The sequence below is a fragment of the Palleniella muris genome, from assembly GCF_004792655.1.
GTDB classification, from domain to species: Bacteria; Bacteroidota; Bacteroidia; order Bacteroidales; family Bacteroidaceae; genus Prevotella; species Prevotella muris_A.
The window spans coordinates 102,749-121,418 of the sequence record NZ_SRZC01000003.1; the positions used below are offsets into that span (position 1 = coordinate 102,749).

The following is an 18,670-nucleotide window of genomic DNA, read 5'->3' on the forward strand; positions in this document are numbered from 1 at the left end:
ACGCATTTTGTTTTTGAGGTTAATACTAATAATTATTTCACAGAGACGTTCTCAAATAGGATGGCTGCTTTCCCGACATTTGCTCTGTGACCGCAAAATTACTGATATTTTCCCAACAACTACATATTTGTCATGCTTATATTAACAATAATTCCGTACAATGTGACGGGTTTCACACTTTTTCATATGGTGTTAGCAGGATTTGCTCCAAAAATAGGCAGTTAATCCTCATCGTTAATATCAGCAACATTCAGTGGGCGCGATATGGCAGCATTGAATGATATGATGGTCTCTGAGCGTGAAAGTCCGAGTGGCTGCAGTTTATCGTGTATGATACTTAACAGATGATGGTTGTTCTTTGCATATAGTTTTATGAACATATCCATACCACCGGTCGTGTAATGGCATTCCACAACTTCCGGCATCTTCCTCAGTTCCTCCACAACATTGTCAAAACGCTCAGGGTACTTCAGATACAATCCCACATAGGCACAAGTTTCATAACCTATCTTCTCAGGGTCAATTATGAATTGTGAGCCTTTTACAATTCCAAGGCTCTGCAGTTTTTGAATGCGTTGGTGTATTGCTGCGCCACTGACATTGCATGCACGTGCCACTTCCAAGAATGGCACTCGTGCGTCATTGCTGATCATTCGGATAATTTTCTTATCCAGAGCATCAAGAGTGTATTTGGGCATAATTATCTGTTTTTACTTGTTTTCTTCCTTTTGTTGGCTTTCTGTTATTTCTGTAGCAGAATAGTTTATTTTCAATGCATGAGCTTCTCGCAAAGCCTTTTTCACTTGTGCAAGGACACCAAGTGGAATGTCTCTGTCTGCTTTTATTGAAACAGTGAAATACTGTTGTTCTTCTATGGGCAAAGCTTCGCGTTGCTTTCCGGCATATTCTGTAAGTTGGTTGAAATCAACGATTTCATTATTGAACTGCACTTTCACATCATCATTTTTGTCCTTACCTATATAAATATATGCTGTGGCATACTTCTTCTGAAGTTTTTGCAGCTGAGTGCCTTGTGGAGATTCAAGCCTTACCTTCACGTCAGTCTGCCTCATGTGCGTGACTATCATGAAAAAGAAAAGGATTGTAAATATAAGGTCAGGCAAAGCGGATGTGTTCAGTGTAGGTATTTTTCTGTCTCTTTTACGGAACATAGGTTTCACTTATTCGTTGTTTATACTTTCGTTTCAGGTCATCACGGTAAACACATGTCAGGATATTCTGCAAACGGAAATATCTGTCATACGATGCAGTGCGACTTGCCTGTATCTCTATTATATGCTTGTCTCCGAGTCGTGGGATAAAGATTGCCAACTGCTTGCGCAATTCCGCATCTGTGCATGGTGTCGGCTCAGCCTGCCCCGGGAGGCTGTATGTGTACTCGTTTTCCGCTGTTATGCCAACAGCCATTACGGTATTGAGGTCAACATCGGTAGCGACTGTTTCTTTGTCCTCATTCTTTGGAGGCAGCTGCTGGCGCAATCCTTTGTCAGAATCCATTGAGGTTGTCACGAGAAAGAATATGAGCAGCATGAAAGAAATGTCTGCAGTCGATGTCGTGTTCAGTTGCGGTACACGGCGCTTTTGGTGCTTGCGTAGTCTATTTGATAATCTTATCATTCGCCTTAATATTTAAGAAAAAGCAATAAATGGTAGCACATGCAGCAAGTAATACAGCCATGCATCCTGTGAATACAAGCATATTGGATGCCTTCAACCAAAAGATGTCAGTATATAAAACAAAATTGGTTTTTATAGGAGTGGTATCCGCAAATACGAATGACAAAATGAGCATCAACAACATGCCTGCTCTTACTGTAATACATATCTTGCGCTTCTTTATGCCATTGGAGACTCCGGATGTCTTTCCCACAATTCTGAGTTCCCGGCACACAGACCATATTGTCACGCATAATATCGTGACAATGGCAAGATACATCAAGATTATGATTAGTTCTATCATGTTGGATAAGGTATTTCTTCTTTTTGTAGTCTACTGTTTTCGTAAAATCTCAATCAGTTCGATGGCAGCCTGCTCCATTTGTGATGTCAGATGTTCTATACGTGAGAGTATATAGTTATAGAATATTTGTAGCACCACGGCGGAGATGATGCCGAAGATTGTTGTTATCAATGCGACTTTCATACCTCCGGCAACGATTGTTGGAGAGATATCGCCTGCCATTTCTATGTCATCGAATGCCATAACCATACCGATTACAGTGCCGAGAAATCCGAGAGATGGTGCAATAGCTATGAACAATGTAATCCATGAGCATCCTTTTTCGAGCTTTGCCAATTCCAAGTCCGCATAAGATGTTATTGTGCGCTCTATGTCATCTGCTGTGTCCTCAGAATGCAATAAGCCCTGAAAGCAGATGCTTGCCACTGGTCCGCGAGTGTTACGACAGAAGTCCAGCGCAGCCTCTTTATCCCCTCCTTTGTACAGTTCTTCGAGTTTTGAAAGGAATTTCTTTGTATTTATGTCAGCAAGGGCAAGGTATATGATACGTTCTATACAGAATGTCAATCCAATGATGAGGGCGATAGCCACAAACGACATGAACAGAGGATTGCCCTCTATGAATTTAGCTTTCAATACTTGGTGCATTGACTCATCTGCCAAAAGTGATATAAAAATTGTTTTCATAAAGTGTGAATCTATTGGTTCTTTTGTTGTGATTTCAGTTTCGTCAGCCGTTTGTTTGCGTCATTATATGTTGGGCAAAGTCGCAGTGCCTTCTCATAATTGGAGATTGCAGCAGTGGGAAGATGCTCTTTTTCACATTCCTTGCCCATAATGACATATTCAACGGCAAGTTCCTTGAGAAATTCATCATGCTTTTCTCGTTCCTCCTTTTGCCTGCTGATTTCTTCATTGAGGCGGTTTATTTCCTGCTCAAGCAAAGTAATCTTCGACAGTTTCTTCCTTATCAGTCGGCGTGCCACAGGCTTTTCAATGTCATAGCGCCGGTGTATGGCGACGAAGAAATGGTCAAGAGCATTTTGAAAGTCTCCCTTGTCAAAACAGTCAATGGCTTCAGCATACTCAATATCAGCCTGAGACTGTCGCAATGCTGTGTCTATCGCCCTTTGGTCATTATATTGTCTGGCGAAATGCTTCACTTCCTCACGCACAAAAATGTCCTTCTTACGGAGAGGTTCTTTCAGTGTAATGCCTTCCAAAGAGCGGCAACGTGACAAGGCAACATAAGTCTGTCCTCCTGCAAAAGCGCCTCCTGTCAGGTCTATATTAACATTATTGAATGTCAGACCTTGTGACTTATGGACTGTAATAGCCCATGCAAGGCGGAGTGGATATTGGGTGAATGTGCCAAGTTCTTCTTCTTCAACCTTCTTTTCTTTTTCATTGAACGTATAGCGGACATTGGACCATTGGGCTTGCTCCACATCGAAATCCTCACCGGCTTCTGTGTGGACATAGAGTTTTCCTTCGCCTTCATCCATTCCCGTGATAATTCCCAGCGTGCCGTTCACCCACCGTTTGTTCTGGTCATTCTTAATAAAGATGATTTGCGCACCAGGCTTTAGCTCCAACTCCATAAGGGTAGGGAGCATGGACTCCGGGAAATCGCCTGTGATACGTCCCTTGTAGACGGATACTTCACCTTCAAGTTCATTCAGTTCCTTATGGTTGATATAATCAACAGTGTCACGCCGTGTGGAGAGCGTTATGGCTATTGAGTCGTCTGCATTTTGTTGTTTCACAGGCGCAGTGGTGACTCTGCTGTTGATAGCCTTGATGTCCGATTCCAAAACAGCTGATTCGCGTATACGGTCAAGGATGTTTATGAATTCCTTGTCAGACTGCCTGTACACCTTTTTCAGTTCTATGCTTACAAGCTGCATTTGTCGCCACACGTGTGCTGCAAAGAAATATCCTGAGGTGTAGAATGGCTGAAGAAGTTTTCTGTCATCATCCTTCAGGACTGGTTCAAGCTGATAAATGTCACCAACAAGCAGCAGTTGCTTTCCTCCGAAAGGCTGTCTCATGTTCTGAGAGTACACCCTGAGAACCTTGTCAATGAAATCTATGATGTCTGCGCGAACCATGGAGATTTCATCTATAATGATTAGTTCAAGTTCGCGTATAAGCTTTATCTTTTCCGCGCTATATTTCAGTGTGCCGCGAATGTTCCTGGCATTATACTGAACATCGGTTGGCAGCAAAGGATGAAACGGTATCTTAAAAAACGAATGCAATGTCTGCCCGCCAACATTTATAGCAGCAATACCTGTCGGCGCAAGGATTATATGCTTCTTCTTTGTTGTCGCGTCGATATGCCGGAGGAATGTGGATTTGCCGGTTCCTGCCTTTCCTGTGAAGAAAAGGGAATTCCGGGTGCGCTCGATTATGTTAAGCGCATCCTTGAATTGCTTGTTTGAAAAATCCAATCCTTCTGACATATTCTTGTACTTTCAGCCTATAGATTTTAACAGGTAATTTTCTTAAAATCAGCTACCTAACATCGCAACACAAAAAAGTAACACTTTATTTGGTAAAAGGTAACACTTAGGGTAGCGAAAGGTGACCTTTCACCATATAAAAGGTCACCTTTTGATATGTGCGCTGTTATTCCACGATATTATATGCGTTAATCAGGGGGCATCGTGCATAGAGCATTAAAGGTCTTCAAGCATAATCTGTTGCTCCTGCTTCTGTGCCGGTTCTGCAGCTGCCGGTGCCGACTGGTTGACAGGATTACCATCGTCGTCTATTTCTATCATATAGTCTTCGAAATCAAGACTGTCAACATCGAATGTGTCTTTTTTGTGCTCGTAATAGCTGTCACAGATATACATGCCACGCTCTATGTCCGGGTCTTTCGGTATATCAAACTTTGCACGATAGTGCTTGAAGTTCGGGTCGTTAAGTACGGATTGCAAGAAATATCCACAGATAGGCAAAGCTGTGCGAGAACCTTGTCCAAGAGCACCTGTACGGAAATGGATACACCGGTACTCACCGCCAACCCATGCACCGACAACAAGTTTCGGGGAGATTCCAACGAACCATGCATCGGAATGATTGTTTGATGTTCCTGTCTTTCCTCCAAACTCTGTATCACGGAATTCTCCGACATATCCCCAAAGCGCCTGGCTTGTTCCTCCCGGTTCGCGCATGCCTCCCTGCAAGAGCTGCTGCATAAGGAATGCAGACTTGTATGGTATGACCTGAGTCTCCTCTGTCGGTCCAACGTAAATTTCCTTGCCGTCATGGTCAAGGATACGTGTCACAAGGACAGGTTCATGCTCCATGCCGTTGTTTGCCACAGTACAGTAGGCGTCCGCAAGTTCAAGCAGGTTCACATCACTGGAGCCGAGTGGGAGAGAAGGGGTTTCGTCAAGTGGGGACTTGATGCCCATGTCGTGTGCCGTGCGTGCGATATTCTTTATTCCCATTTCCTGACCGAGACGGACAGCAACAGAGTTGATACTCCTTGCAAATGCTGATTTCAGCGCCATGGAATCGTTGGTGAAGTATCCGTTGGCATTTGTCGGTGCCCATGTCACCTCTTTTTTCTCTCGCTCGTCATAGACTTGCATTGAGAAATATTCATCACGTCGTTTGTCACACGGAGTAAGTCCCTGATTCATGGCTTCTGTATAAACAAACAGCTTGAATGTTGAACCCGGCTGACGCATGGCGGTGACCTTATCGTATTTCCAATGGTCAAAATCAATGTCTCCAACCCAAGCCTTCACATGTCCGGTGTTTGGCTCCATGGCGATGAATGCGCAATGCATGTAGCTGACCATATAGCGGATAGAGTCCATAGTCGACATAGTTCTCTCTATCTCACCTTTCTCATAATCGAAGAGTTTTACAGTGTGTGGCTTGTTAAGGTAATAGTTTACAGAATCGGAGTTCTCACCATATTTGGCAACCAACGCCTTGTAACAAGGCTGTTTTTGTGCGATTCCTTCAATGAATCCCTCTATCTCCTGATGCTTCTCATCCTGCCACGGTTTCTGTCCCGGCATGAAATTATCTTGTGTGCGGCGCAGTCCCCAATGGTTGTTGAAGTTCTGCTGAACTTGCTTCATCTGTTTTATGGCAGCCTGTTCTGCATATTTCTGCATGCGAGTGTCTATGGTAGTATAGATTTTCAGACCGTCGCTGTAAAGGTCATAACCTTCGTCTTTGCACCAATCTTTCAGATAGTCAGCAACAGCATTACGGAAATACTGTGCTTTGCCGTCATAATTCTTCTCAACACTGTAATTAAGCGTAATGTCTTTCGCTTTCAGAGTATCACACGCTGTACGTGACAAATCGTTATGGGCAACCATGTTTTCCAGCACTTGGTTGCGCCTGTTTTTCGAGTTTTCTGGGTTTACAAGCGGATTGTAGAATGTGGTTGCTTTCAGCATTCCCACGAGCACGGCAGCCTCTTCTGTCTTAAGTTTGTCCGGAGTTGTATTGAAATATGTCTTTGAAGCAGTCTTTATACCAAAAGCATTGCTACCGAAATCCACAGTATTGGCATACATGGTGATGATTTCCTCTTTTGAGTAGCACATTTCAAGCTTTATGGCAAGAATCCACTCTTTAGACTTCATTATGAGTATCTTAATGCCCGGAATGCGACCGAAAAGTCCCGTCGAATAGTTTGTACGCACGCGGAAAAGGTTTTTTGCGAGCTGCTGCGTTATTGTCGATGCACCTCTTCCTCCACGACCTGTAGCAGCGTCCTTCACCGCACCAAAGAGTCCTATGGGGTCTATGCCTGCATGCTTGTAGAAACGCTCATCTTCTGTATCTATGAGCGCGCGCCAAAACTGCGGGTTGACATCTTTGTATTCAACCGGTGTTCTGTTTTCATTGAAGTATTTGCCAATCTGCACACCATCGGCAGAGTAGATCACCGAAGCTTCGTTTGTTTTTGGGTGCATGATGTCAAAAAAGCCAGGAGACTTTCCAAACAGCCATAAAAAGTTCAAGTCCACGGCTCCAAGATAGACAAACAAGAGTACGAACATGGAGACTATGCCTGCAGCAGTCTTTTTGTACCATGGTTTGCCTTTGTAAAGATTTTTATACCAAGCCCAGAACTGCTTAGACCATTTTTTGACTTTCCCGATATAACGCTTTGTTTTCTTCATGATATTTGTACGTTTCACGTTAGAATGCAAAGTTACGCATTTTTATCTTTACTTAAGAGAGATGTCTATATAATTTATGATTTCTTTATATTCCTTTGGGTTAAACCATTTTATATCTTTGTCCCTCTTGAACCATGTTTCCTGTTTCTTCATGTAATGACGGGAGTTTGACTGTATCTTGCGTATAGCTTCTTCTTTTGTTATTTTCCCATCAAAATAGGAGAACATCTCCTTATATCCAACAGTGTTCAATGAATTGAGTCCACGTTTGTGGTAAACGCTGCGTGCCTCTTCTTCCAAACCCATTTTAATCATTTGAACCACTCGTTCATTGATACGACCAAAGAGTTCCCTACGTGGTCGTGTGAGACCGATTTTGACGACTTTGAACGGTCGCTTTGGTTTCTCTTTTGTCATAAAAGAAGAGTAGGGCTTACCTGTCTGAAGACAAACTTCAAGGGCATGGAGTATGCGCCGCGGATTCTTTTTGTCCACTGTATTCCAGTGCATTGGGTCAAGTTCATGAAGTTCTGCTACAAGAGGCTCAAGCCCTTCTTCCTCTAATCGGGTCTTCAGTTTGATGCGGATTGACTCTTCAATAGTCGGCATTTCGTCTATGCCATTGCATACTGCATCAAGGTACATCATTGAACCGCCTGTAAGCAGAAAGGTCGCATCCTTATCTTGCTTTTCAAGGAAACGCAGAACATCTTGTTCGTATTCCGAAGCGGAATAGTAATCATCAACAGACAGATTACCAACAAAATGATGCCGCACCCGCTGCTGTTGTTCAGCAGTAGGTGCGGCAGTGCCTATTGGTATTTCACGGAAGAACTGCCGTGAATCGCAGTTTATTATCTCACAGCCAAGGTGCTTTGCAATATTTATGCACAAATCAGTCTTGCCTACACCTGTTGATCCGAGTATGACAACAAGTGTTTGCATTATCTTAGTATGCCACGCTGGGCGGTCTCAATGAAATCAATGATGTATTGTATTTCTTTGGTAACTTCCATTGTGTCCTTGACTTCTTGGATTCCTTCTTTCAGAATGCCTTTCGCATAAATCTTATTGTAAGCTTCACGTATGGATGCTATTGTCTCGTTTGAGAAACCACGGCGACGCAGACCTACAAGATTGAGTCCGGCAAAGCGGATTGGCTCTTTGCCTGCAATAACATAAGGTGGAATGTCCTGACTGGTGCGACTTCCTCCTTGAATCATGACATAACCTCCAATATGCGTGAATTGGTGGAACAGGCATTCTGCTGAGATTATCGCAAAGTCATCAACAACGACCTCACCGGCAAATTTTGTGGAATTGCCGATAATACAATAATTTCCTATGACACAATCATGTGCAATATGCATATTTTCCATAAGCAAGTTATTGGAACCCACTTTGGTTTTCCCCTTACTTGCAGTGCCACGAGATATGGTCACACTCTCACGAATGGAATTGTTGTCACCAATCTCACAGATTGTAGCCTCGCCTCTATATTTGAGGTCCTGAGGTTTTGTAGAGATACTCGCACCTGGGAAAATCTCATTGTTTGACCCCATTCTTGTACCTTGGTTCAAGGTTACAGAATTCTGCATCTTATTATTGTCGCCAATAATGACATCGGCATCAATATAGCAGAAAGGACCGATAATATTGTTATCACCTATCTTTGCATCCGGGTGAACATAAGCCATAGGGCTGATTTGGTTTGCCATATACTATTTGTTTTTTATTATTTGAGCAGTGAATGTTGCCTCACTGACAACCTTGTCGCCAACGAACATGTAGCCTTTCATTGTCGCTATTCCATGGCGTACCGGTCCTAAGAGCTCCACTCTGAACAACAAAGTGTCCCCCGGAACAACTTTTTTCTTGAACTTCACATCCGTTATAGCCAAGAAATATGTTGACCAGCTTTCAGGATTCTCAAGTGTGTTGAGAATAAGCAGTCCTCCGCACTGTGCCATGGCCTCAATCTGCAGCACTCCCGGCATTACAGGCTCGTTAGGGAAATGTCCTGTGAAGAATGGCTCATCAGTGGTTATATTCTTCAAACCAACAATCGAATTAGGACCAAGTTCTATAACTTTGTCGACCAACTGCATCGGATAACGGTGGGGCAGGAGTTCACGGATGCGGTTGACGTCCATCACAGGTTCTGTTGTCGGGTCATATATCGGCGCCTGAATCTCATGTTTCTTTATTTCCTTGCGAATCAAGCGCGCAAACTTGTTGTTGATTGTATGTCCCGGACGTGTCGCCACAATCCTTCCCTTGATATGCTTGCCGATGAGTGCCATATCACCTATGATGTCAAGAAGTTTGTGACGAGTGCATTCGTTGTCCCATACAAGAGGGCGGTGCTGGATGTACCCAAGCTTTGTCGCATCAATGCGTGGCACTCCAAGTGTATTGCAAAGTGTGTCAACTTGTTCTTGTGACTGTTCGCGCTCATAGATGATGATGGCATTGTCCATGTCACCACCTTTGATGAGACCGGCTTGCAGCAGTGGGAATATGTCACGCACAAAAACGAATGTACGAGCTTTTGATATTTCCTCCACATAATTGTCCATGTGATCAAGAGTCGCGAATTGACTGCTTATGAACTTTGAGTCAAAAGAACACATGGCAGTGATAGAGAATTCCTCGTCAGGGAAAATCGTTATGCATGAGCCTGTCTCTTCGTCCTTTACTTCTATTTTCTTGCGTATGATATAGTAATCCTTTGGCGCATTCTGCTCTTCGATGCCTACTGCGTTTATTTTTTCGACATAAGGAGCAGCAGAACCATCCAAAATAGGAAATTCCGGTCCGTTGACTTGGATTAGGCAATTGTCTATACCAAGTGCATAGAGTGCAGAAAGACCGTGTTCTACTGTAGAGACATAAACATCACCCTTTCCAACTACTGTACCACGCTGAGTGTCAACGACACGCTCTGCAACAGCCTCTATGATAGGTTCACCTTCTATATCAATACGTTGAATTTTGTAGCCGGTATTTTCAGCGGCAGGATTAAAGGTCACGGTAAGGTGTAATCCTGTATGAAGTCCTTTTCCACAAAGGGAAAAACTTCCTTTTAGTGTTTTCTGCTTAGACATTACTTATTAGATTTGAGTGCCTCAATTTCTTTTCTTAACTCGTTCAATTCTTTATATATGTCAGGAAGTCTTCTGAAGATTGCCTGGGAACGGAAATAAGGTTTCATTTCCATAGGAGGCGTGCCGATAAGCTGCTGATTATCCTTAATGGAACCGGGAACTCCTGATTGTGCTCCAAGCATGACTTTGTTGCCAATGGTGATATGTCCAGAAACACCTACCTGACCGCCGAACATGCACCATTCTCCGACTTTTGTCGAACCGGCAACACCGACTTGGCTTGACATCACTGTATTTGCACCGATATCAGTATTATGGGCAATCTGCACAAGATTGTCAAGTTTCACGCCTTTACGCACAAATGTCGAGCCCATTGTTGAACGGTCAATACAAGTGTTTGCGCCGATTTCAACATCGTCTTCAATGGTCACTATGCCGATTTGCGGAATCTTGTCGTATCCATTCTCTGACGGAGCGAACCCAAATCCGTCAGCACCGACAACACAACCGGCATGAAGTATGCAACGTTTTCCGATTTTACATCCATGATATATCACGGCATTGCTATGTATTTCTGTATCTTCACCAATGACTGCACCATCACTAACAGTTACATGAGGATGAAGTATGCAACCGTCACCAACGGTTGCGTTTGCACCTATAGCCACGAAAGGACCTATATAGCAGTCTTCTCCAATTTTGGCTGTTGAATCAATGAAAGCAAGCGAACTGACGCCTTTCTTTTTAGGCTTCATTGACTCATAAAGCTGAAGCAACTTGGCAACTGCCTCATAAGCACTCTTTACACGAATCAGCGTGCAGCTAACCTCTTTATCAAGTTTAAGGCTGTCATCTACAAGTACAATAGACGCTTCCGTCTCATAAATATAATGTGTATATTTTGAATTTGATAAAAATGAGATTGCCCCAGGCTTACCTTCTTCTATCTTGGCAAATGTGTTTACGGTAGCATTATCGTCACCTTCTACATGTCCCTGGATAAACTCTGCTATTTGTTTTGCTGTGAATTCCATATTTGAACTTATAATTTTTGCAAAAATACAAAAAGTTTTTGTATTTACAAAGAATTTGATAATGTTTTCAGCGTTTTACATTATTCATTGGCGATAGCCCTATGGTAAGATAGATAATATTTCGGTTTTTGACGTGATAATAGCGCAGCATTAAGAAGGTCTGAGACTTTGCAAATATCTTCTGTGGAACCATCCTTCGAAAGAACCTTGATGCTCTCTCCGTCTATGTCGTACATGTTCTTTTTGACAGAATCTACACTGTACAGATATTTTGTGTCTTCTTGTGATACGCCACAACGCTCCGCTAACCTTTGCTGCATGTTTGCAATGTATTCTTCAGAGATTATCTCGTCATGAATTTCCACCTTAAACTGCTTGCGATTGATTAGAGCGTTAGCCAGCATGCTAAGTATCTTGTCATCATGATTTGCCCAGACTTTTACCGCAGACCAAATGTCATTATCATCAAGCATGGCATAGTTGTACAATGCTTGCGAATCTTTCTCGAAAATATCCTTATTTATATTGTTATATATAAAATATCTAAGATATGGGGAACAGAACAATTCCACACCATTATTAGCTAAATATTTGGCACGTAAGAGTAGATTGACAAGAACCTTCTCACAAGCGACAACTGTTTTATGAAGATAAACCTGCCAATACATAGAGCGACGTGATGTCAGATAGTTTTCAATGGAATATATTCCTTTTTCATCTATTACAAGCTCATCCTCAATGACATTAAGCATTTTCAAAATTCTTGCACCACCGACAACCCCTTCTTGCACACCTGTAAAAAATGAGTCACGGTTAAGATAATCAAGGCGGTCCATATCCAACTGTGACGATATTAGCTGGTGTAAGAAATGCTTGTGATACTCATTCTTGAAGATTGACAAAGCAAGATTCAGTTGACCACCAAGGTCATGATTGATTTGCTCCATCATCTTCAAAGAAATGTCTTCATGGCATATTCCAGAAATCAAAGTGTTTTCCAATACATGAGAGAATGGTCCATGCCCAATATCATGCATTAGAATTGCGGCTTCAACGGCTTCTGCTTCAGAATCAAAAATGAATATACCTTTTTGTGTAAGGGCATGAACAGCCTCACTCGTTAGGTGGTATGCACCTATCGAGTGTTGGAATCTTGTATGTTGTGCTCCTGGGTACACAAAACTCGACATCCCTAATTGCCTGATACGTGTAAGTCGTTGCATCAATGGATGTTGGACTATTTGTAGGAGCAGCCCTTTTGGTATCTTTATGAATCCATGGACAGGGTCGTTGATTATTTTCATCAATTTCCGGTTAATCGTTATGATTGCAGCAGTGCCTCCATTTCTGCTTGCAGTTCTTTTGCCTTTTGCCCAGCAATCTCAGCAAAGTCCGTTCCGTTGGAAGCATAGATGATTCCACGTGAGGAATTGACAAGCAGGCCGCAATCCTTTATCATGCCGTATTTGCATACTTCCTCAAGAGAGCCTCCCTGTGCGCCTACGCCGGGAACGAGAAGGAATGAGTTCGGAGCTACCTTGCGAATGTCCTTGAACATCTCACCACGAGTTGCACCTACCACATACATCATATTCTCATCATTGCCCCATTGCCGGGACTTCTTTATGACTTTCTCAAATAATCGCTCTCCATTTTCATCTTCTGTTAATTGGAAATCAAAGGAGCCTTTGTTTGATGTCAATGCAAGCAGGATAACCCATTTGCCATCATATCCATCAAGGAATGGTGTCACCGAGTCTTCCCCCATATATGGAGCAACTGTGAGCGCATCAACATTATATTCTCCGAAGAAAGTCCTTGCATACATTTTTGATGTGTTGCCTATGTCGCCACGCTTTGCGTCAGCAATGACAAACTGCTCCGGATAATTCTCTTTCAGATAGCTCACTGTCTTCTCGAAAGCCTGAATGCCTTTTACTCCGAACGCTTCATAGAATGCGAGATTCGGCTTGTAGGCTACACAATATGGTGCAGTGGCATCAATTATGGCTTTGTTGAAAGCGAAAATCGGGTCTTCCTCTTTCAGCAGATGTTCAGGAATCTTGTTCAAGTCAACATCAAGTCCTACGCAGAGAAAACTTTTCTTCTTTGCTATTTGTGCTACCAGCTCTTCTCTTGTCATGTCTGTATCTTGTTTTTATTGATTTATATGTGAATCATTTTGTCTGCCAACGGCTTACAGTTCTGCTTCCTTCATGCGTTCTGCATTCTCCGCAACAGTGAGAGCGTCAATCATGTCCTGAATGTTGCCACCAAGGAAACCTTGAAGGTCATGGGTGGTAAAGCCGATACGGTGGTCGGTGACACGTCCCTGCGGGAAATTGTATGTGCGTATCTTCGCAGAGCGGTCGCCTGTAGATACAAGGGATTTGCGGCGTAAGGCTATATCATCAAGATATTTCTGGTGTTCCTTGTCATAAATGTAAGTGCGCAGACGGGCAAGTGCTCTTTCCTTGTTCTTCGGCTGGTCGCGCGTCTCAGTACATTCGATAAGGATTTCTTCCGTTTCGCCTGTGTTCGGATTCTTCCACATATAGCGGGCGCGGACACCGGATTCCACCTTGTTGACATTCTGACCGCCGGCACCTGATGAGCGGAATGTATCCCATTTTATCTCGCCCTCATTAATCTGAACGTCAAACGCTTCTGCCTCCGGGAGTACGGCAACAGTGGCAGCACTTGTCTGCATACGACCATTGGATTCTGTCACAGGCACACGCTGAACACGGTGGACACCGGACTCATATTTCAGAATGCCATAGACATTCTCGCCGGAAACGGCAAAGTCGATTTCCTTGAATCCGCCGACAGCACCCTCTGAGACATCAGTAACAGAGAGGTTCCATCCTTTTGACTCGCAATAGGACTTGTACATCTTGAACAAATCTCCGGCAAACAGACACGCCTCGTCACCACCTGTACCTGCACGGATTTCCATTTCCACATTCTTCGCGTCCTCCGGGTCTTTTGGAATGAGAGCCAGTTTGATGTTCTCTTCCAGTTCCGGCATCAACGTTTCATTCTCCGCAAGTTGTTCGCGAGCCATCTCCTTCATGTCGGCGTCAGACTCGTTCATGATTATATCCTTTGCTTCGGCAATTCCTTCAAGGCAATCAACGTATTGCTTGCGGAGCTTCATGATGTCCTCAAGATCCTTATATTCGCGTGTCAACTTGACATAACGCTGCTGGTCGGCGATGACATTCGGGTCGGTTATCAGTGTGGAAACCTCTTCGTATCGTGCCTCCAAGCCATCAAGTTTCTGTAATATGCTATTATTTTCTGTCATATTAACACTTGGTTGTTTTTTATAAAATCTTAATAATTGAACTCGCCGAACTCCGACTTGATTGTAAGCGATTTCTGGCCTTCCTCAATATGACCAACTATCTGTGCATCAATGTTGAACGACTTGCTGATTGCAATAACCTGCTCTGCTATCTCAGGGCGGACATAAATTTCCATACGGTGTCCCATATTGAAGACCTGATACATTTCTTTCCAATCCGTTCCGCTTTCATCATGAATCATCTTGAAGAGAGGAGGCACAGGGAACATGTTGTCCTTTATGACACGGCAGTTGTCACTCACGAAATGAAGAACCTTTGTCTGCGCTCCGCCTGTACAGTGTACCATGCCATGAACCTCCGGACGCAGTTCGTCAAGGATTCTCTTGATTACAGGAGCGTAAGTGCGTGTTGGTGAAAGCACAAGCTGGCCGGCGTCAACTCCAAGTCCTTCTATTGCATCGGTGAGCTTCTTTGTGCCGGAATATACAAGTTCATCAGGAACTTTCCGGTCGTAAGATTCCGGATATTTCTCTGCAAGATATTTTGAGAACACATCATGGCGGGCAGAAGTGAGACCGTTTGAACCCATTCCGCCGTTATATTGCTTCTCGTATGTAGCCTGACCACATGATGACAGACCGACAATCACATCGCCTGGCTGTATGTTCTTGTTGTCAATGACATCACTGCGCTTCATGCGGCAAGTCACGGTAGAATCCACAATGATTGTACGTACAAGGTCGCCTACATCGGCAGTCTCGCCGCCGGTAGGGTAGATGCCGACACCCATTTCACGCATTTCAGAAAGAAGTTCGTCTGTGCCATTGATGACAGCAGAGATAACCTCACCCGGGATAAGCATCTTGTTTCGTCCGATGGTTGATGAGACAAGGATATTGTCAACAGCACCTACACAAAGGAGGTCATCGGTATTCATCACAATAGCATCCTGTGCAATGCCTTTCCAGACATTAATATCTCCGGTTTCCTTCCAGTACATATATGCCAAGGATGACTTTGTGCCTGCGCCATCGGCATGCATTATGTTGCAATATTCTGGGTCACCGCCCAGAATGTCCGGGATTATCTTACAGAAAGCTTGTGGGAACACTCCCTTGTCAATGTTCTTGATAGCGTTATGCACATCTTCCTTTGCGGCACTCACACCGCGCATCATATAACGATTATTACTCATTTGTCTTTTGAATATAGTGTATTTAACAAAATACGTTCTTTTCTTTTTATTTTAAGCCACTTGTATGAAATACGGAAAACGGAAGGACACAGCCGTCAATATATTCGGACTTTTATCCTTCCTTTTTCATTTATTCATTCCAGAAATCCCAAGAAGCGTACGCCTGAAGCAGAAGCATCTCAAGCCCGTTCTTCGTAACGGCACCTCTTTCACGTCCCTTCTTCATGAAAAGGGTTTCATCCGGATTATATACAAGGTCATAAAGCAGAGTATGGCTGTCCATAGCTTCATACGGGAGTTGCGGACATTCCTCCGTATTAGGATACATTCCCACCGGAGTGCAGTTGACGATGACATTGTATTCCTTGATAACATCTGCAGTGATTTTATCATACTGTATAGTGTCCGGACGTTCATAACGGCTGACCTTCACAATCTCAATGCCAAGTTTCTTCAAGCCATATTCCACGGCCTTTGAGGCTCCACCGGTACCAAGGATAAGAGCCTTTTTGTGATATTTCTCCAACAGCGGTTCTATTGAGCGTGTGAATCCAATGACATCACTATTATAGCCCTTCATGTACACCGTACCATTATTGTGAGAGATTCGTACAACATTTACCGCTCCTATCTCGCGTGCTTCATCACTCAACTCATCAAGATACTGCATTATCTGCTGCTTGTATGGGATAGTGACATTCAGTCCGCGTAGTTCCGGATTGGATGCCAGAACCTCTATGACCGCTTCTATCTGCGGAAGGTCAAACTTCTCATAGACAGCATCGATATTCTCGTTCAAGAACTTTTCATTGAAAAATCCAGGAGAAAAAGAGTGTCCGAGAGGATGCCCTATAATTCCATATTTATCCATCGTTGTGAAATGAGTTTCTGAATTTATGTTACGAAATACACAAATCGGCTTATAGCGTAGTTTCCACCGTTGGCAACCACTTATCCTTTACGGGACGCAAGATATGCGGAAACGTTCTTCTCTATGCGGTCATTGATGTCGCTGACATCCTGAGCCTTGTCGAACTTCTCACCGGTAATGCCTTCGTAGAGTTCGATATAACGCTCGGACACGCTTTCCGCATACTCATCTGTGATTTCAGGCATGGTCTGTCCAGGCTCGTTCATGAAGTCATGCTCTATAAGCCACTGACGTACAAACTCCTTTGAAAGCTGCTTCTGCGGCTCGCCTTTCTCGAACTTCTCCTCATAACCGTCAGCATAGAAATAACGTGAAGAGTCCGGTGTATGGATTTCGTCAATAAGATAAACCTTGCCGTCACGCTTTCCGAACTCATATTTTGTGTCTACAAGTATGAGCCCCTGCTTAGCGGCAATCTCCTGACCACGTGCAAAAAGCTTGCGTGTGTAGTCTTCCATTACAGCGTAGTCCTCAGCAGACACGATTCCTTGTGCGATAATCTCTTCCTTGGAAATGTTGAGGTCATGACCCTCGTCAGCCTTTGTAGTTGGGGTTATTATCGGTTCAGGGAAACGTTCGTTCTCACGCATTCCCTCCGGCAGTTTCACACTGCAGATTTCACGGCATCCCTTCTGATAATCGCGCCATGCAGAACCGGTGAGTATGCCACGGATAATCATCTCAACACGGAAGCCTTCACACTTCAATCCGACAGTGACCTGAGGGTCCGGAGTGGCAAGTTTCCAGTTAGGGCAAATGTCACTGGTTGCATCAAGGAACTTCGCTGCAATCTGATTCAGCACCTGTCCTTTGAAAGGAATGCCCTTTGGAAGGATTACGTCAAATGCCGAAATACGGTCTGTGGCAACCATTACCATCAAATCATCGTCGATGTTATACACATCGCGCACTTTGCCGTGATACACACTTTTCTGTCCGGCAAACCGGAAATCTGTCTTAGTCAATGCTTTCATTGTCGTATTTGTTAAATGCGTTTACTATTCTTGTAACGAGTTTGTGGCGCACAATGTCGCTCTGGTCAAGATTGATTATTGAAATTCCCTCAACCCCTTCAAGTATCTTCAATGCCTCGCCGAGACCGGAACGAGCATTCCTTGGCAGGTCAATCTGAGTGAGATCGCCTGTGATAATCATCTTTGTGTTCCATCCCATGCGTGTCAGGAACATCTTTATCTGTGCCGTTGTCGTGTTCTGAGCTTCATCAAGTATCACCACAGCATCATTCAGCGTCCTTCCTCGCATAAAGGCAAGCGGAGCAATCTGTATGATGTGCTTGTCCATCATGTCTTGCAGTTTGGTCGCAGGAATCATGTCCTCAAGCGCGTCATAAAGCGGTTGGAGGTATGGGTCAATCTTATCTTTCATGTCTCCTGGCAGGAATCCCAGTTTTTCTCCTGCCTCAACAGCAGGGCGGGAGAGTATAAGCCGCTTCACTTGCTTCTCCTTCAATGCCTTTACTGCAAGGGCTATGGACAGATATGTCTTGCCTGTTCCTGCCGGACCGACTGCAAATGCCATGTCATCCCTTTCAAACGCCTCTATCAGTTTCTGCTGGTTGGCAGAACGGCTCTTTATCGGACGACCTGAAATGCTGTAGCACACAACGCCTTTCACAGCGTCAGCCTTCGTCTGCTTTCCCTTGACAATGTCGATTATATCCTCCTCGTTGATAGAATTGTACTTTATCAAATGCTTGCGCATCGTCTCTATGTTCTCCTCAAACTGGCACATTTCCTCCTCATCCCCAAGCACTTTGATGACATTGCCACGGGCATTGATACGCAGTTTGGGAAACAGGGATTTCAACATCTGCAAATGAACATTGCCAACCCCATAGAACATTACAGGGTCAACATCTTCTATTATGATATGTTTCTCTATCAACCTTTATTAAATCTTAAAAATTCCCTGCAAAGTTACAAAAA

The 18,670-nt window shown here is 43.8% G+C and carries 17 protein-coding genes; all 17 read right to left on the reverse strand.

What is annotated here, in order from left to right; genetic code table 11:
- Positions 1 to 221 precede the first annotated feature (221 nt).
- Positions 222 to 698, reverse strand: a complete 477-nt coding sequence (locus tag E5358_RS02570) for an Lrp/AsnC family transcriptional regulator (protein ID WP_135938751.1) — start codon at positions 696 to 698, stop codon at positions 222 to 224.
- Positions 699 to 710: 12 nt separating this feature from the next.
- Entirely contained in the window at positions 711 to 1,172 is a 462-nt protein-coding gene (locus E5358_RS02575; RefSeq protein WP_135938752.1) for an ExbD/TolR family protein, read from the reverse strand.
- Positions 1,162 to 1,638: an ExbD/TolR family protein gene (locus E5358_RS02580; protein ID WP_135938753.1), complete on the reverse strand. Its 477-nt coding sequence runs from the start codon at positions 1,636 to 1,638 to the stop codon at positions 1,162 to 1,164. The genes E5358_RS02575 and E5358_RS02580 overlap by 11 nt, the downstream gene beginning before the upstream one ends.
- A gap of 373 nt (positions 1,639 to 2,011) precedes the next feature.
- Positions 2,012 to 2,668, reverse strand: a complete 657-nt coding sequence (locus E5358_RS02585; protein ID WP_135938754.1) for a MotA/TolQ/ExbB proton channel family protein — start codon at positions 2,666 to 2,668, stop codon at positions 2,012 to 2,014.
- 11 nt (positions 2,669 to 2,679) lie between these two features.
- Entirely contained in the window at positions 2,680 to 4,446 is a 1,767-nt protein-coding gene (locus tag E5358_RS02590) for an ATP-dependent DNA helicase (protein WP_135938755.1), read from the reverse strand.
- A 216-nt stretch (positions 4,447 to 4,662) separates the two neighbouring features.
- Positions 4,663 to 7,146, reverse strand: coding sequence for a transglycosylase domain-containing protein (locus tag E5358_RS02595; RefSeq protein ID WP_135938756.1), 2,484 nt, complete (start codon positions 7,144 to 7,146; stop codon positions 4,663 to 4,665).
- A 48-nt stretch (positions 7,147 to 7,194) separates the two neighbouring features.
- Positions 7,195 to 8,091 (reverse strand): tRNA (adenosine(37)-N6)-dimethylallyltransferase MiaA, encoded by an 897-nt coding sequence (gene miaA / locus E5358_RS02600; protein WP_135938757.1) that lies wholly within the window; start codon positions 8,089 to 8,091, stop codon positions 7,195 to 7,197.
- The gene (gene lpxA / locus E5358_RS02605; protein WP_135938758.1) at positions 8,091 to 8,864 is read right to left on the reverse strand and encodes an acyl-ACP--UDP-N-acetylglucosamine O-acyltransferase; all 774 of its coding nucleotides are present in this window, start codon (positions 8,862 to 8,864) and stop codon (positions 8,091 to 8,093) included. Before lpxA ends, miaA begins: the two co-directional genes overlap by 1 nt.
- Positions 8,865 to 8,867: 3 nt before the next feature.
- Positions 8,868 to 10,253, reverse strand: coding sequence for a bifunctional UDP-3-O-[3-hydroxymyristoyl] N-acetylglucosamine deacetylase/3-hydroxyacyl-ACP dehydratase (locus E5358_RS02610; RefSeq protein ID WP_135938759.1), 1,386 nt, complete (start codon positions 10,251 to 10,253; stop codon positions 8,868 to 8,870).
- The gene (gene lpxD / locus E5358_RS02615; protein ID WP_135938760.1) at positions 10,253 to 11,287 is read right to left on the reverse strand and encodes a UDP-3-O-(3-hydroxymyristoyl)glucosamine N-acyltransferase; all 1,035 of its coding nucleotides are present in this window, start codon (positions 11,285 to 11,287) and stop codon (positions 10,253 to 10,255) included. Before lpxD ends, E5358_RS02610 begins: the two co-directional genes overlap by 1 nt.
- A gap of 80 nt (positions 11,288 to 11,367) precedes the next feature.
- Entirely contained in the window at positions 11,368 to 12,591 is a 1,224-nt protein-coding gene (locus tag E5358_RS02620; RefSeq protein ID WP_135938761.1) for an HD domain-containing protein, read from the reverse strand.
- Between the two features lie 17 nt (positions 12,592 to 12,608).
- Positions 12,609 to 13,430 carry an orotidine-5'-phosphate decarboxylase gene (pyrF, locus tag E5358_RS02625; protein ID WP_135938762.1) on the reverse strand — a complete coding sequence of 274 codons (822 nt, stop codon included), beginning with the start codon at positions 13,428 to 13,430 and terminating at the stop codon, positions 12,609 to 12,611.
- A gap of 54 nt (positions 13,431 to 13,484) precedes the next feature.
- On the reverse strand, positions 13,485 to 14,597 hold the full coding sequence (gene prfA / locus E5358_RS02630; protein ID WP_135938763.1) for a peptide chain release factor 1: 1,113 nt from the start codon (positions 14,595 to 14,597) through the stop codon (positions 13,485 to 13,487).
- Between the two features lie 29 nt (positions 14,598 to 14,626).
- Positions 14,627 to 15,793 carry an AIR synthase-related protein gene (locus E5358_RS02635; protein ID WP_277821138.1) on the reverse strand — a complete coding sequence of 389 codons (1,167 nt, stop codon included), beginning with the start codon at positions 15,791 to 15,793 and terminating at the stop codon, positions 14,627 to 14,629.
- Positions 15,794 to 15,923: 130 nt separating this feature from the next.
- Entirely contained in the window at positions 15,924 to 16,664 is a 741-nt protein-coding gene (locus tag E5358_RS02640) for a shikimate dehydrogenase family protein (RefSeq protein ID WP_135938764.1), read from the reverse strand.
- 80 nt (positions 16,665 to 16,744) lie between these two features.
- Complete coding sequence (locus E5358_RS02645) at positions 16,745 to 17,698, reverse strand: phosphoribosylaminoimidazolesuccinocarboxamide synthase (protein WP_135938765.1); 954 nt, start codon at positions 17,696 to 17,698, stop codon at positions 16,745 to 16,747.
- On the reverse strand, positions 17,682 to 18,629 hold the full coding sequence (locus tag E5358_RS02650) for a PhoH family protein (RefSeq protein WP_135938766.1): 948 nt from the start codon (positions 18,627 to 18,629) through the stop codon (positions 17,682 to 17,684). Before E5358_RS02650 ends, E5358_RS02645 begins: the two co-directional genes overlap by 17 nt.
- Positions 18,630 to 18,670 lie beyond the last annotated feature (41 nt).

Bases quoted from the DNA above. Each gene is read 5' to 3' on its own strand.
- E5358_RS02570 (WP_135938751.1), bottom strand. From the start codon at position 698: ATGCCCAAATACACTCTTGATGCTCTGGATAAGAAAATTATCCGAATG.
- E5358_RS02575 (WP_135938752.1), bottom strand. From the start codon at position 1,172: ATGTTCCGTAAAAGAGACAGAAAAATACCTACACTGAACACATCCGCT.
- E5358_RS02580 (WP_135938753.1), bottom strand. From the start codon at position 1,638: ATGATAAGATTATCAAATAGACTACGCAAGCACCAAAAGCGCCGTGTA.
- E5358_RS02585 (WP_135938754.1), bottom strand. From the start codon at position 2,668: ATGAAAACAATTTTTATATCACTTTTGGCAGATGAGTCAATGCACCAA.
- E5358_RS02590 (WP_135938755.1), bottom strand. From the start codon at position 4,446: ATGTCAGAAGGATTGGATTTTTCAAACAAGCAATTCAAGGATGCGCTT.
- E5358_RS02595 (WP_135938756.1), bottom strand. From the start codon at position 7,146: ATGAAGAAAACAAAGCGTTATATCGGGAAAGTCAAAAAATGGTCTAAG.
- miaA (WP_135938757.1), bottom strand. From the start codon at position 8,091: ATGCAAACACTTGTTGTCATACTCGGATCAACAGGTGTAGGCAAGACT.
- lpxA (WP_135938758.1), bottom strand. From the start codon at position 8,864: ATGGCAAACCAAATCAGCCCTATGGCTTATGTTCACCCGGATGCAAAG.
- E5358_RS02610 (WP_135938759.1), bottom strand. From the start codon at position 10,253: ATGTCTAAGCAGAAAACACTAAAAGGAAGTTTTTCCCTTTGTGGAAAA.
- lpxD (WP_135938760.1), bottom strand. From the start codon at position 11,287: ATGGAATTCACAGCAAAACAAATAGCAGAGTTTATCCAGGGACATGTA.
- E5358_RS02620 (WP_135938761.1), bottom strand. From the start codon at position 12,591: ATGAAAATAATCAACGACCCTGTCCATGGATTCATAAAGATACCAAAA.
- pyrF (WP_135938762.1), bottom strand. From the start codon at position 13,430: ATGACAAGAGAAGAGCTGGTAGCACAAATAGCAAAGAAGAAAAGTTTT.
- prfA (WP_135938763.1), bottom strand. From the start codon at position 14,597: ATGACAGAAAATAATAGCATATTACAGAAACTTGATGGCTTGGAGGCA.
- E5358_RS02635 (WP_277821138.1), bottom strand. From the start codon at position 15,793: ATGAGTAATAATCGTTATATGATGCGCGGTGTGAGTGCCGCAAAGGAA.
- E5358_RS02640 (WP_135938764.1), bottom strand. From the start codon at position 16,664: ATGGATAAATATGGAATTATAGGGCATCCTCTCGGACACTCTTTTTCT.
- E5358_RS02645 (WP_135938765.1), bottom strand. From the start codon at position 17,698: ATGAAAGCATTGACTAAGACAGATTTCCGGTTTGCCGGACAGAAAAGT.